Annotated in this window: 9 protein-coding genes and 2 pseudogenes; 7 read left to right on the forward strand and 4 right to left on the reverse strand. The window is 55.6% G+C overall.

What is annotated here, in order from left to right; translation table 11 throughout:
* The first annotated feature begins 53 nt into the window (after positions 1-53).
* From C454_RS18070 to C454_RS18080, 3 genes are read left to right on the forward strand one after another with little or no spacing between them, the layout of a single operon-like run.
* Entirely contained in the window at positions 54-1019 is a 966-nt protein-coding gene (locus C454_RS18070; RefSeq protein ID WP_004977803.1) for a carbohydrate ABC transporter permease, read from the forward strand.
* A complete protein-coding gene (locus C454_RS18075; RefSeq protein WP_004977804.1) occupies positions 1019-1933 on the forward strand; it encodes a carbohydrate ABC transporter permease in 915 nt (304 codons plus the stop codon). Before C454_RS18070 ends, C454_RS18075 begins: the two co-directional genes overlap by 1 nt.
* A 3-nt stretch (positions 1934-1936) precedes the next feature.
* Complete coding sequence (locus tag C454_RS18080; RefSeq protein WP_004977807.1) at positions 1937-3085, forward strand: ABC transporter ATP-binding protein; 1149 nt, start codon at positions 1937-1939, stop codon at positions 3083-3085.
* A gap of 121 nt (positions 3086-3206) precedes the next feature.
* On the opposite strand, the gene C454_RS18085 is transcribed toward C454_RS18080, so the two are convergent.
* Positions 3207-5447: a TrmB family transcriptional regulator gene (locus C454_RS18085; RefSeq protein WP_004977808.1), complete on the reverse strand. Its 2241-nt coding sequence runs from the start codon at positions 5445-5447 to the stop codon at positions 3207-3209.
* A gap of 209 nt (positions 5448-5656) precedes the next feature.
* Here C454_RS18085 and C454_RS20100 point away from each other — a divergent pair.
* Positions 5657-6180, forward strand: a pseudogene (locus tag C454_RS20100) (IS6 family transposase); the annotation flags it as partial.
* Between the two features lie 209 nt (positions 6181-6389).
* Here C454_RS20100 and C454_RS18090 read toward each other — a convergent pair.
* Positions 6390-7787, reverse strand: a complete 1398-nt coding sequence (locus C454_RS18090; RefSeq protein WP_004977810.1) for a glycoside hydrolase family 68 protein — start codon at positions 7785-7787, stop codon at positions 6390-6392.
* Between the two features lie 213 nt (positions 7788-8000).
* Positions 8001-9269 (reverse strand): glycoside hydrolase family 68 protein, encoded by a 1269-nt coding sequence (locus C454_RS18095; protein WP_004977811.1) that lies wholly within the window; start codon positions 9267-9269, stop codon positions 8001-8003.
* Between the two features lie 742 nt (positions 9270-10011).
* Here C454_RS18095 and C454_RS18100 point away from each other — a divergent pair.
* Positions 10012-14079: a GH32 C-terminal domain-containing protein gene (locus C454_RS18100; RefSeq protein ID WP_081605260.1), complete on the forward strand. Its 4068-nt coding sequence runs from the start codon at positions 10012-10014 to the stop codon at positions 14077-14079.
* Positions 13994-14344 (forward strand): RICIN domain-containing protein, encoded by a 351-nt coding sequence (locus C454_RS21295; RefSeq protein ID WP_081605261.1) that lies wholly within the window; start codon positions 13994-13996, stop codon positions 14342-14344. Before C454_RS18100 ends, C454_RS21295 begins: the two co-directional genes overlap by 86 nt.
* Here the strand turns inward: C454_RS21295 and C454_RS20875 are convergent.
* Positions 14314-14676, reverse strand: coding sequence for a GH32 C-terminal domain-containing protein (locus C454_RS20875; RefSeq protein WP_394324759.1), 363 nt, complete (start codon positions 14674-14676; stop codon positions 14314-14316). The genes C454_RS21295 and C454_RS20875 overlap by 31 nt on opposite strands.
* Between C454_RS20875 and C454_RS20110 the strand changes: the two are divergent.
* Positions 14569-14956, forward strand: a pseudogene (locus C454_RS20110) (hypothetical protein); the annotation flags it as partial. The gene C454_RS20875 and the pseudogene C454_RS20110 overlap by 108 nt on opposite strands.
* Positions 14957-15109: the final 153 nt, after the last annotated feature.

Below are 15109 nucleotides of genomic sequence, written 5' to 3' on the forward strand. Positions count from 1 at the left end.
TGGAACTGAAAAATGAATAATAAGTCAATCGACGGAGAACAACACAGACACTCATGAGCACGAAACTGGACTCCGTACCGTGGCGTCGCCCGCTGAGAGCGGTGACGCTCCGTATTGAGCAACTTTCAGACACGCAGTTCGTGTACGTACTGCTGTCTCCCGTCTTCTTGCTCCTAGCGGTGGTGGCGTTCTGGCCCATCGTAAATACGTTCGAGTTATCGCTTCACGCCGATAGTATCGTCTCTCCCGACCCGATTGGGGAGTTCGCTGGGTTCACGAATTACGTCGACCTCTTTACCGGAGGACTCGACGCGCTGATGCCACGGCCGTTCGTGAGCCTCTCGCAACCGCTCAAGAGCGCGCTTATCGTGACGGTCGTCTTCGCGGGCGTGAGCGTCTCTATAGAGACGCTTCTCGGGTTCGCTCAGGCACTGATCCTCAACGAAGAGTTTCGTGGGCGACGATGGGTCAGGCTCGTACTGATCCTTCCGTGGGCGGTCCCCATCGTCATCTTCGGAACGATGTTCTACCTTATGTTCAACTCGACCGTGGGGTTCGGCTCGGAAATCCTGCACGGGTTGGGGCTCATTTCGGCGACCCCGTTCACCAGCACACAGGACTCGCTCCTGTTATTGATTATCGCGGACATCTGGAAGACGACGCCCTTCATGGTGTTACTGATCTTGGCGGGGCTACAGAGCATTAACCGTGACCTATACCAAGTCGCGGAAGTCGCGGGTGCATCACGATGGCAGCGATTCAGGCACGTCACGCTGCCACTTGTGGCACCCATTCTCGGGGTCGCAATCCTTTTCAGACTAATCCAAGCACTTCGGGTGTACGGCGTCATCGAGGTCATGGTTGGGTGTAATACTGTCCCTTCGCTGTCCTGTATGGTCGTCAGTACGTTCCAATCGCGGTACTACGGGACGTCGGCGACGATTGCGTTCACCACCGCAGCGCTCATCGGACTCGTCACGCTCGGATACTTCGCGTTTACCAAGTCGGAGGTCGTCTGATGTTCCATCGAATCAACACGACGCTCGAACAGCTCTCTGAGACTGCACTCAGGAGCCCGGCAGACGCCAACCGGCTCGTCTTCACTGGTGGAACGATCGTGTTCGTCCTGACGACGCTGTTTCCCTTCTACTGGCTTTTCGTCCTCGCACTCACGCCGAACGAACTCATATCGAATATGGGGCTGGTTCCGAAGGGCTACAACCTCGCCGTCTTCGCGCAGGTGTTTCAGGAACTCCCGCTTCACCGCTACATCTTCAACAGCGTCCTCATCTCTTTGATGGTCACGGCGGTCGTGATATCGCTGGGGAGTGTCGCGGGCTACGCGTTCGGTCGATACGAATTCAGCGGGAAGCGCCCACTGATGCTGATCATCCTCGTTATCTCCTACTTCCCTCCCGCGGCGTTCCTGCTGCCACTCTTTCGGCTTCTGACCGGGAGCATGACGATTCTAGGCATCCAGACGCCCGACTTCTACAACACGCCACTCGGCGTCGCGTTCCCTCTGAGCGCACTCACGCTCCCGTTTGCCATCTTCGTCCTCACGACGTTTTACAGTCAGATTCCGGACGGACTCGAAGACGCGGCCCGAATCGAAGGGACGACTCGGTTGGGTGCGCTCTACAGGGTCATCATGCCGCTTTCGCTCCCCGGACTCACCACTGTTGGAGTCCTGACCTTCATCACGGTGTACAACGAGTTCTTCTTCTCGTTCCTCATGACCGACGGGAGCGCGGACCATTGGTCCCCACTCGTATGGGGAATCTCGTCGATCATCTTCGAACAGCAGTTCACCACCCCCTACAACCTGCTCGCCGCAGCAAGTATCATCGGGGTCTTTCCGATCGCGGTACTCGTCCTGTTCGCACAAGAAAAGATCGTCAGCGGCCTAACCGCTGGCGCACTCAAGGAGTAACTCATGGGAGAAATCCAACTCAACGACGTGACAAAGCGCTACGGTGACGTAACGGCAGTCGACAACATGAATCTCGACCTCGACGACGGCGAGTTCATCTGTCTCGTCGGTCCATCCGGTTGTGGGAAGTCGACGACAATGGAGATTATCGCGGGGCTGACGATGCCCACAGACGGCAGCATCTTGATTTCGAAGCAGGACGTGACGAACCTGCCACCGAAAGACCGAGGAATCGCGATGGTATTTCAGAACATCGCGCTGTTCCCGCATATGGATGTCTACGACAACATCAGCTTCGGACTCCGCCTCCGTAACTACGAGAAGGAGGAAATCGACCGCCGCGTCGAGAGAGCGTCCGACATCGTCCAGTTAGAGGGAATGCTCGATCGGATGCCTGAAGAGATGTCCGGTGGGCAACGCCAGCGCGTTGCTATTGCCCGGGCTATCGTTCGGAACCCGGACGTGTTCCTGATGGATGAACCGCTGGCGAACTTAGACGCGAAGCTTCGCGTCCACATGCGGACCGAACTCCAGCGTCTACATAAAGAACTGGAGACGACAATCGTTTACGTCACGCATGACCAAGCGGAGGCGATGACGATGTCCGACCGCATCGCGGTCATCGATTCGGGTGAACTCCAACAGATCGACCCGCCGCTCACGTGTTACAACGAACCGTCCAACATGTTCGTCGCGGGCTTCATCGGCTCACCATCGATGAACTTCGTCGAAGGAACGATCACCGAACACGGCTTCGAGGCCGAGAATTTCGACGTCGAGTTCGAACCCAGTCACCTGGACGTCTCACTTGGTGACGACATCACCCTTGGTGTCCGTCCCGAGGACGTCTACCCAATCGACGCTGTGCACTCGCTCGCTCGTCCGACGGAAGAAATCGCGGCTGTGAGCGACGTATTAGAACCGATGGGTGACGAGGTATTCGTGTATTTAAAACTCGAAGACGACGTTCAGACTCAAATCGAAGAGACAGTGTCGAACGACCAACTGTTGATGAGCGTCGAACCCGACAGTTTGATTCAGGAAGACGAACCGGTAACCGTGGTCCTCGACCGAAGTAAGGTCCATCTCTTCGATTCGGTGTCGGGCACTGCAATCTGCCACGGATTGACCCCTGCGATATCGCAGCGATAAGGGAGTCCATACGATTCGGTCACACCGTCAGTACCCAGCCGCACTAGACGTAACACGAACGGGACTCGGACACCGCGGTATCGGTTTTTACTTCGAAAACAGGTCTACACGCTAGCGTCACTCATTCACTCGATGCCCCGGGTTCGGCACTATCATACGTGGCTATCGCCTCGCGAAGCTCCGCTTCCGTCGGCTCGCGCTCGTATCGAGTAAAGAAGTCTGCGACGGCGTTTGCGACGACAAGAGACGGACCATCATCAAGTCCGGCCATCTCCGCCACTGCAAAGCCACCGGCGAAGTAGTTCTCTGCGTTTTTCATCACCACGGAGTCGTCGGCGATTGGCGTTTCGACGACCGTCGTCTCGGCGTGCGGCGTCGTGAGAATCGCCTCATGGGGCGTGTGCACGACGAATCGTGCGATATCGAGCCGTTTGCAGACGTTCTCAGTCATCCGAACGAGCGAATTCGTAGTGTCTTCATCGAACAGGCGCGCGTAGCGGGCGACCTGTCGCCAGGTCGCGAACAGTGTCACTGGAACTGTCTCGCTGAACGCCGAGAGGGATGTAATTCCGGCTGGGAACCTCGTGTCGGAGAGGCGTGTTGTATCTCCAGACATGAAATACACCTGTTCCGGGGGCGATTCGAGTTTCGGCCACACCTCTGTTCGTATCCCGTCGAGAACCGTCGGGAGGCGCGGAAACGACGCCCATACGCCGATGCTCACATGGGTCGCGTCGTCGAAAATCTCGATGAGTGTTCGCACCGGGACCGACTCACAGAGCGACTCCCAGTCTAAGGTTGAATGAACTCCGCCCTCGCTCAGTACGACTTTTCCATCGGTAAACTGTACGAGATCCCCCCGAGACGGCTCACCGATCGAAACGAGTCGCTGGTCTGGGAACCGTTCACGGAATTCGTGGAGGAGCGGCTGGCCGTACATTCCGACGAAGGTCACGTCGTTTCCGAGCGTGGCGGGGACGCCACCGGTGTTGACGCTGTGACCCCCCGCGATGGCGGCTGTCTCAACCCACTCCACGAATGGCGACTGCGTCGCGGTGTCGGCCTGACCGAGGGCCTCTCTGAGCGCCTCGAAGTCGTTCATCGGTTTGTACGAGTCGGGGCCGGTCCGTTCCGCGACGATTTGTTTCATGTGGTCGATCGCTCCGTCGAACCCGACCGCGAAAGTTCCGCCACCGAACGACGTGGGCAGCGACTCACGGCACTCACTGAGGTGTCGCTTTGTCCCGTCGGAGAGCCGTTGGTACGGCGAGTCCATTGAGGGACCATACAGAGTCAATCGGCGCGCTTCGTACTCCTCAGACGTTGTCTTCCACCCGCCAACGGTAGCCGTGCGGTTGACTCCGTCATCGGTCGGAAGTTCGACTTCGATATGCGCGCGGGTGTCGTACTGCGAGTAGTAATAATCAATCACAGTCCCTCGAAGATGAACCGCTTCACCAGTATCCGTGTCGTATCCGTCGAATTCGAGTTCGAACGATTCGAGTGGTCGGGTTCGGGCCGCGGCTCGTAAATCGTCGAGACAGTTGCGTATTCGGAGGTACGTTTCGGGGAAGACGAGTTGAGTGTCGTCGTCCGGTGCTGCGATGGGGGTCGAAAGTGGCCAGACAGAATCCGCGAGAAACCGGTCGAACAGCAAGGCGAGTTCCGAATTGGTAATGTGATACCCCATGGGCTCCGACACAGCGTGGCTCGTAAACGACCCCGTCCAAAAGAACCCCTTTTTTCTGTCGGCTGAGACGACGAACGGTTCCTCGCTCGCGACACCGCGAATCGTTTCTGCTAACGAATGATCCTCCTCGGAGAGGACCCGGTGCTCATTGGAGAGTTCACCGTCTGACAGTCCCGACAGGACGAGGTTTGTCTGAACGTCGGTATCGCGAGGGAGGACCTCCCGAAGCAGTGAGAGCGATCCTCGAGGTGCGAGAACGAACAGACTATACTCAGCCGAATTGATGACGCGCTTCAGATATTTTTTGATGCCTACGTTGCTCGTGAACGTGCTCACCCCGCCTTCGACCTCATCGACTACTTGGTGAAGCTCATCGAGAATCGCTTCCGTGTTTTCGATCCGCTCACGGATCGGTGAGAGGACTTCAGATGGGTCAACTGCGTAGGCCTCTTTCGGATACCCGTCGACGACTTTCACGAAACCGCGCGTGCGGAGTGTTTGAATAACGTCGTAGGTGCGTTGCTGCGGGACGCCGCTCGATTCGGCAACGCTCGACATGGATTGACGTCCACCGCGGACGAGGGCAAGATAAACATCGGTTTCGTACGGTGATAAGCCGACGTGCTCCTCAAGTACCGTGCTCAAGTTATTCTCGCTTATGTCTCCGGTCATGGCTGAGGGTTCTTCTACACCACAATGAGTGTATGGGACGGTTCCAACAACACTACTGAGCGAAATCAAGAACGGTCGATTTGAATGTGTGACTTGCTCGTCATTGTCTGTTTGACTAGTTTTCCTCCGGTGCAAGTACACAGACACTACGACACATCGTTGTTTAGATGAAGAGACTCAGTCAGTATGAGGAGTTACCACTAGTGTAAATCCACACGACCGAGTGTTCACTTAGAGAGACAAATGATTCTTCGATTACTCGGTGTTGAACGGTCCTATCAATGTTTTTATCAATGGGTATGACGGTTAGCTGATAGCGGACACAACTCGACTGAGGCGAACCCGAAGCGGGTTGCGGTCGACGAGACCGCTGTCAAAATCAATGGCGAATGGTCTTGGTTGTGCACTACAATAAAAACCGAGACAAAAACTGATTCTTGACGTCGAATTGTTTGGACGGCATGGTACCGACCCGGCTGCTGCGTTTCTCCATCGACTCTCGGAGAAACACGATATCTCAGACGCTGTGTTTCTCGTTGATAGCTACGGATATCAGACTGCACTCTCTCGATTAGGATTGAACGGTTGGCTTGACTACATCGAGTGAAACCATATCGAAACATGGTTTCACACCCTCAAAATCTGAGTCGATCGCTTCCATAATTCGTGGGTGGGCAGTCACGGAAGCGTCCACGAGTGGTTCATACAGTTCGCGCAATACTAAAACTTCTAGCGACCACATCAAGCGCTCAATTGGCGAACGCCGGTTGAGGAGGTCACTAACTAGACAGTGCCGATGTGGCAGCCATATCAATATATGTATATATAATATCACAGAAGCACCAGTCAGTCAGTGCCAGTGGCCGGAGAGAAAAATTGCGTTGGTTAAGTGGCACTACCAACGCCGACTCTAGTACGGACTGGTAATGATGTTAGCGTAAACTATTTCGGTCCGTTGCCACGGGAGCGCGCACCGACAGATGCGGGGAATTGTCCGTCTTGGAGTTCTGTCGTGACACTCGTCTCGGTACCGTCGATCTGGAGTTTGAGACTCGGAGCGAGGGTTCCGCCGAACGCCTCCTTCAGTTCTTCGCCGTAGAGTCCGAGCGTATCGACGTCTTGGAAGTTCACGAAGCTCTCAACGATACCGTCTTTGCCGTGCGGCATTGCGAGCCACGAATACGTCTGGAACGGCGCTTCCTCCGGGTTAGCGACGACGAGACTGCTCCCGTTGAGCGGCTCCATATCGCTGTCGTAGAGGCCGTCAGCCGCGAACCCGTGAAGCGCTTCCGGACCCGGCGGCTTACCTTCCTTCCGGAATCTACCGCCCTCGCTCCAGAGCTGAGGCGCGTAGGTGAACTCGTGAGTGATAAAGAAGAGGTACCACTTGTCCTCGTGGAAGATGAAGTGAGGCCGCTCAGTCTGCTGGCTCACACCGACCGCCTCGAAGATCGGCGGCATCAGCTTCCACTCGGTGAGCTCGTCGTTCATCGCCTTCGCCGCACCGATGTTACCGTTGTAGTTCAGCGGATTGGTGGGATCGTCGTTTGCCGTCGGCGTGTTCCCCTCGAAAATCATCCAATCCTCGCCCGTTTCGGGATGCGTGAAGTACCAAGGGTCGCGGAACGCGGTGATGATCCCACTGGAGTTTTCGAGCTTTTCATACATCTCGCCGTCGGCTTCGGCGAGGATGTGGTGGGAATCGGATTCGGTGATATGAACGTCCTGCGGGCCGGTTTCGATAGTAGCACCTTTCGCGAGGGCAAGGCGCTGACGTGCTTCGGGAAGCGCCTCCGCCGCGGTGTAGAAGTGGTAGATCTGCTCTTCGTCTTGGTCGTACATCGCAGACCCGGCCCACGTCTGGTTCCCGAGGAAAGCGTCTTCGTCGAAGACTTCGCCGCCGAACTGCCATCCCTTCGAGCCTTCGCTCTTGCCGGTGCGCGAGTAGAAGTATCCGACGCGTGCGTAGTTGTGGCGGTCTCCAGGGACGTTGATCTCAGGTCTGGTCTTGTCGGCAACCAGTGAGAAAATGATCTGATAACCGTCAATGACTGCGATCGAGCCGTCGCGGTTCCGGAGCGGCCACGTGTCCCAGACCCAGTACCCCGCTTCCTCGGCAATCTGGGTCGGGTCTTCGTCCAGATAAGGGGCAGTGTTTTCGTCCGTGACTTCAATCTCGTTGACCATCTCTTCGGTCCACTGAGCCGGCTCTTGCACTTCGACCGCTGCTGCGGAGTCGCTCGCTGCTCCGATACCGACTGTAGCGGCGACACCGAGTGCACCGGTCGTTTGGAGGAACTTACGACGCCCAAACGTACGCTTGGAGTTGTCTTCCGTCATTGCAACTCGATGTAGGACAGTCGTATAGATAAATATTTCCATGTTCTAAAATATAATATTATACTAACAACAAGTATAAAATTAGTATAGATGGCACTGGTCGGCTGAACACGAACGTCCCGTGGATCGATGCCGGATTCGATACGGAACCTGAGCGATTTGGACGGGGAGTCTACGGAGTGCCCGAACCAGTTCTCGCGATCCGCGGGAGTCTCAGCGTGATTGCTTCGGCCCTTTGCCCGAAGAACCACCCGAGGGCAAGAAGTGGCCGTCGTTGAACTCCGCGACGATTCGTGTCTCGGTACCCTCAAGCTGGAGTTTCAAACTGGGTGCGAGCGTTCCACCGAAGAGTTCCTTCTGTTCTTCTGGTGGGAGATAACCGACCTCATCGAGGCTGATGGAACCGCGAGAGGTGTCATCGAGACCTCGGAAGTTCTCGAAACTCTCTACCAGTGCGTTGTCGCCTTGGGGCATCACGAGCCACGAATAGGCCTGGAACGGCGCTTCTTCGGGGTTCGCGATGACCAGCCCCCCCTCGTTGAGCGGTTCGTAGTCGCCATACATTGAGTCACTCACGAACCCGTACAGGCCGTCGGGACCATCGAGTCCGGGTGCAAAGGTAAACTTGTGACTGATGGTAAAGAGATACCACTTCCCGTCGTTGAAGACGAAGTGCGGACGTTCCAGTTGCTGGTTGGTTCCAATCGCCTCCAGCACAGGCGGCAGCAGCTCCCACTCGGTCAACTCGTCGTTCGTGGCCCGCATGACGCCGATGTTCCCGTTGAAGCTCTGAGGGTTACCAGGGTCTCTGCTTCCCGTCGGGGTGTTTGCCTCGAACACGACGAAGTCCTCGCCTGTCTCGGGGTGTTGGAAGTACCAAGGGTCACGGAACGCGTAGACAATGCCTTGTTCCCGGGACTGCTCCAGGGTCTGATACAGCTCACCGTCAGGCGTTCCCATGATCACGTGTTCTTGCTCACCGGTCAGCTCGACGCCCTGTGGCCCAGTTTCGATAGACGAACCGATTGCGAGCGCGGGACGCTGTCGAAACTCCGGGAACGAGCTGACGGCAGTGTAGAAATGGTAGATCTGTTCTTCGCCTTGGTCGTACATCGCTGAACCGGCCCACTGATGGTGGCCGAGCGGTGCCTCGAACGCCTGCCCACCCTCTTGCCACGTCTGGCCGTCCCGTGAGTAGAAGTACCGGATGGTTGCTTCGTTGTGGCGGGCACCTGGAACGAGGTCATCGGACGCAGTTAGCGAGAAGACGATCTGCCAGCCGTTGATCTTGACGATCGAACCGTCGCGGTTCCGGAGCGGCCACGTGTCCCAAATCCAGTAGTCGTCGGAGATGGATTCGGAGTTCTCTTCGATGAGCGGTGCGGTAGTGTCGTTGGTCAACGTGATGTTCGCTGCCTCTGCGCGCGTCCACTGGTCGGCGTCGCTCGTCTCGACGGCAGCTACAGAACCACTCGCCGACAAGAGACCGAGGCCAGCAAGGCCTAAGCCCGCACTGGTCTTTAGAAACTGTCTTCTGTTCGTTCCCGTCGAACTGTCTTGGTTTGATACCACAGATTGGTTGATTTACCACATGTTGAATAAACTTCTGGCCGAGATAATCGTTATAGAACGTATATAAATTAAACAGTTCGAGAGAGAAAGCACGGATGTCGTGGTGGGTAAATTGAGTAGACTTTAATTTTGAATCGAAGTGCCATCAGTCGAAACTGCGCTCGGTCCACACGTCACTAAATACTCTTGTGACGGTGATAAAAATGCTAGTGAGAAGTTCATTCATTGAATGATTACAGTCACCATAATAATCGAATATTCTCATTACATCCCTAAATTTGTAATGCTATATATGTGGCTCGGGGGCTCGTCTACAAACGGATAAATTAGTTAAGCACGAAACGGCCGTGATTTATTTATCTGAGTAGCTGTCCAATCTTCATAGCGAATGAAAAAACTCAGATCGGATTTATTCATTCGTGGTGACAACCAAACCCAGAACGGTCACCCACAGATGTTCCTAGTTGGTCGAGTTGACAGCGGCACTCAGCCTAGCTAACAGTATCTGATCCGCCGAGAAGAACCATAGTTACTTTTGAACGAATACGTTAGACTCCGGACGAGGAATTCGTACTGATTCTACCCACCATATGGAATACCATGAATAAACTTATATGGATAATGATTAAATTGGTAGCGAGTGGATAGACACATGACACCAAGGAACACGGACGATGAAAGCGGTATCACTCGACGGAACTGGCTGAAGCTACTCGGAATCAGTATTGGCTCAGCGAGCAGTGGAAACACACTCAGCGGTACCGCAACGGCCTCGGATCCGTCGACATCGATCGGTAGTTGGCCGTTCGATCGGGGTACTGGAGATCACGTCACTGAAACGGTCGGTGGATATTCGAAACACGTTGCGTACAAGAGCGATGACGACCCGCTGTGGTTCGATGGACTGGTGAGACATAGCCTCCTCTTCGACGGCTACACCTCGTGGGCAAGTTGGGCGCCGTCCGAGCTTGCACCAGAGTTCAATCAGGAATTACCGACGCTGACAGTTGCTACGTGGATTGCGCCCCGCTCTCACGGCTCCGAGTCACCGTACATTGACCCAATCATCGAGAAATGTGACCGAGAAGGACAGACTGGGTTCACGTTCGGAGTCGACAACTTCGGACACTGGACGTTCCAAGTCGGAACAGGAGACGGGTGGCACGAGGTGTGGATTGAGAGTGGTGAGGAGATTGACGTCTATGAGTGGAACCATCTCGTCGGTGTTTTCGACGGAGATACTGGGTCGCTTCGACTCTATAAGAACGGTACGCTCGTTGCCGAAACAACGATACCAACCGGTACGATAACTCTAGCGGATGTTCCGCTCAAAGTGGGTCGAAACGCACAGATGGATTATATCGGTGAAGACGGGGACGGTAAGATATGGAAACAGAACATGTTCAACGGCTCGGTCAGCGAGATTGAAACCTACGCCACGGCCCTGAGCAGTGCAGACGTTAGCAAGAAATATGATTCCGAGGAGGACGGTATGCCCGCGACGGGGTATCAGGAGCTAACGGTCAACCCTGCTCAGTACGACGACGATTCGTTCCGACCTGAGTATCACGCGCTCGCTCCGACTCACTGGATGAACGAGCCGCATGCCCCGCTGTACTTCGAGGGGAAGTACCACCTGTTCTACCAGCACAACCCAAAGGGGTCGTACTGGAGACAGATCCACTGGGGTCACTGGGTGAGCGACGATATGGTCCACTGGAATCCGGTCGAAGAAGCGCTTCGACCCGAGGAAGGTATCGACCCAGCCGGCTGTTGGTCGGGCGACGCGACTATCGACGCAGATGGATACCCGAGACTGTTCTACACGGCGGGCGTCACCAAAGGAACCGACGACCAAGCTGTTGCGACGGCCGCATCGACTTACCCCACCGACAGCGACTCAACGCTCACTAACTGGAACAAAGAAGGAGTCGTCATGCAGCAGCCCGACGACCCTGGTCTCCGGAAGAACCAGTTCCGAGACCCTCACGTCTGGCAGGAGAACGGGAAGTGGTACTGTCTGGTCGGGTCTGGACTGAAAAACGACAACGGTGGAACCGTGCTTGCGTTTCGCTCGACGGACTGCATCAACTGGAGTTACGAAGGGCGAGCACTCCAGTTGGACGAGCCCTCAGACTATCCATACCTCGGAGACGCGTGGGAGCTTCCCGTATTACTTCCTGTCGGAACGGACGGTTCCGGCGTCGAAAAACACGTCCTCTGTATCAATCCACAGGGCGGTGATACGGAGGTATTCTACTGGATCGGCGAATGGGATGCAGGCACGTGCAGTTTCACCCGCGACCACTCGGAGCCACGTCTCATCGATGAGGGTAATTCGCACTTCACGGGGCCGAGCGGGTTCGTCGATCCACACACGGGCCGGTCTATTCTTTTTACGATCGCACAGGATTACCGGAGAGAGCAACTGTGGCACGACTCGGGCTGGGCGCACAACACAGGGATGCCGATGGAGTTGTCGCTACGCGATGACGGACAGTTGGGTATCGCCCCAATTCGAGAGATGAAATCGGCTCGCTCGGAGAAACGCTTGGAAATGAAAGACGCACAGCCCGGTCTCGTCAACGACGCACTGAAGAATCTCACCGCAGAGACAGTAGAACTGAAATTGGAGATCGAGTCAAACGGCGCGTCGGAGTATGGTTTCTATTCGCACCACTCGCCTGATGGTGAAGAAAAGACGCTTTGTTACTACGACGAAGAGACTGGTGAGATCAAAACCGACCGTACAGAGACCAGTTTAGACGACACGTTGATGGCCGCAGAGCGCGACCGAAGCACGCTTACGACCGCGGGACCGGTCGACATTGGCAATGAGCCGCTACGACTGCACGTGTATATCGACAAGTCGTTGATTGAGTGCTACGTCAACGAACTGAAGAGCGTGACGACGCGCGCATATCCCTCTCGCGGGGACTCCACGGAGTTGCGACTCTATCACGACGGTGAGATCACTGTCCGGTCGATCGAGATCTGGGAGATGGAGGACATCCAAAACGGGACGCCGAGCGACGAGCAATATCGGCCAGGGTATCACTTCTCGCGAGAGAGCGGGTGGATGAACGACCCAAACGGATTAGTCTACCAAGACGGGATATACCATCTCTTCTACCAGGCAGGAGAGACGCACCGCCGCTGGGACCATGCGACGAGTCGTGACTTAGTCAACTGGACTGAACAGGGAACGAAGATTCCGGATACGAACTCCGTTCAGGCTTACTCGGGCGGTGCAGTCGTCGACAAGACTGACACGGCGGGGTTCGGCAGCAGCTCCATCGTCTGCATGTACACGGGACACCACGATGACACTGGGGTCGAAGACCAGCGTCTCGCCTACAGCACTGACAACGGCGAAACGTTCACTAAGTTCAGTGGAAACCCGGTCTTAGACGAAGAGACAACAGACTGGCGAGACCCGAACCCGTTTTGGTATGAACCGACATCGAACTGGCGCATGGTCGTCGCTCGTGTCGAGGCCAGCGGATCCACACGACCGGCCGGCATCGAGATTTACGAATCCGACGACCTGAAGCAGTGGACGTACCTAAACACGTACGAATCGGGGGGCGCGAGGTGGGAATGTCCCGACCTCTACAGGTTACCGGTCGAGAACACCGGTGAAACCCGTTGGGTGATGACCATCTCTGTCGACGCAGACCACGTCGAACACCACATCGGTCACTTCAACGGATCAGAGTTTACCGTCGAAGACACAGTCTATGCCGATTCTGGGCGGGACTTCTATGCCGCACAGACGTGGGCGAACGAACCAGCGATGGATTCTCGCTTAGGGCTCGCCTGGATGAGTCACTGGGACTACGCCCCGAACACGCCGGAAGACGGGTGGAAAGGCGTGCAGTCGTTCCCCCGTCGACTCACCCTCCGGGGTACTGACAACGGAATCGTCCCTATCCAGCGACCCGATGAAGCGATCGAATCAGAGCGCGACAGCACGCTGGCTGAACTCGATACCGAACCGCTCTCGTCAACAGTAGATCCGCTTGCCGGAACAGATGTACGGGGAGAGACGCTCGAACTACTCACGACCATCGACCCCAAAGATGCTGATTCCGTGACGCTCAAGTTGCGGAAGGGGATGGCACAGGAGACGAGGGTAACGTACGACGTTGAGATGGAGGAACTGATCGTCGACCGAAACGATGCTGGACCGTTCTTCGGTGACACGTCAAAAGACCGTGCGAGCCACCCGCTATCGACGCAGAGCGACGGAACTGTCGAACTCCGCATACTCGTTGACAGGAGTTCGGTGACCACGTTCGCTAACGGCGGCGAACAAACGATGACAAACCGAATCTATCCGGACGAGCAGAGCGTTCACGCGTCGATGACGGCAAGCGGTGGAACCGCCACCATCGAGAATCTCACCGCGTGGGACTATTCGTCACGTCTCGTTGACGGAGGAGTCTATCGTATCGAAAACCGTCTGTCCGGGAACGTGCTAGAGGTGAAAGACGGAGAGACTGGAAACGGTGCTGCAGTCCAACAGCGGAGCTGGGAGGACAGTGACAAGCAACGGTGGGTAGTTCGCGAAGTTACGAGCGGTGTCTACCGCATTGAGAACCTCGACAGCGGCGATGTTCTAGACATCGAAGATGCGTCTACTAACGACGGCTCGAACGCAATGCAGTGGGAGTGGTGGGGNAGTTCGCGAAGTTACGAGCGGTGTCTACCGCATTGAGAACCTCGACAGCGGCGATGTTCTAGACATCGAAGATGCGTCTACTAACGACGGCTCGAACGCAATGCAGTGGGAGTGGTGGGGTGGCAACAATCAGCGGTGGACAATCGATAGTGTGAGTGGGAGAGACCGCCGAATACGAAACGTCAACAGCGGGAAAGTGCTGGACATCGAGGACGCATCTACCGCAGAGGGAACGCGAGCGATGCAGTGGGAGTGGTGGGGAGGAAAGAATCAGAAGTGGCGGTTCAAACGACTCAGTTGAGAGAAAGGGGCTGAAGAGAACAGCGTTCGTTCTTCCTCGTCGGACGATTCCCGGACAGCGACTCCGAGCTTCGTCGCATCCGAATCTCCGAACTCCACTGCAATCTCTACCGTGTCTCCCTCGATACCACGTAACTGCTCGTTTGCGCTGCGGACCGACTGGTTTGAGATATCAGCGAGTTGCTGTTTGCGGAGCGTCGAGAGCTCCTCGATCGGGTCGATACCAAGACGGCCGTCGTCTCGGAGGGTGAGTTCGACTGGGAGTCCCCCGTTGTGGGCCCAGCCGGCGCCGTGGTAGTCTTGCCCGTGTACTACAATAAAATCGAGACAAATCTGATTCTTGACGTCGAATTGTTTAGGCGACATGGAACAGATCTGACTGCTGTCTTTCGATTAGAATTGAGTAGTTGACTCAACTATGTCGAGCGAAATCTTATCGAAGCACGGTTTCATACCTCAAAGTCCGAGTCGGCTGCTTCCATAATTCCTGAGTAAGTAGTCACGGAAGCGTCCGTAAGTGGTTCATCAAATTGTGCAATACTATAATATCCAGCGACTGCACCAAGCACTCAATGGACGAACGCCAGTTGAGAGGTCCAAGAGTCGAGTATAGTCATTCATTGGATGATTCGTCAGACACACCACTATTGCCAGTAAAACCAGCAGACGTCAGCGATATCAATCTTACTGGCAACGAGGGTCTAGTCCGAATTTTTCACATTCCAAATAGGACTGCCAAAGTCAACACCTACAGTTGACATCCTCC

The sequence above is a fragment of the Haloferax gibbonsii ATCC 33959 genome, from assembly GCF_000336775.1.
Classification (GTDB): domain Archaea; phylum Halobacteriota; class Halobacteria; order Halobacteriales; family Haloferacaceae; genus Haloferax; species Haloferax gibbonsii.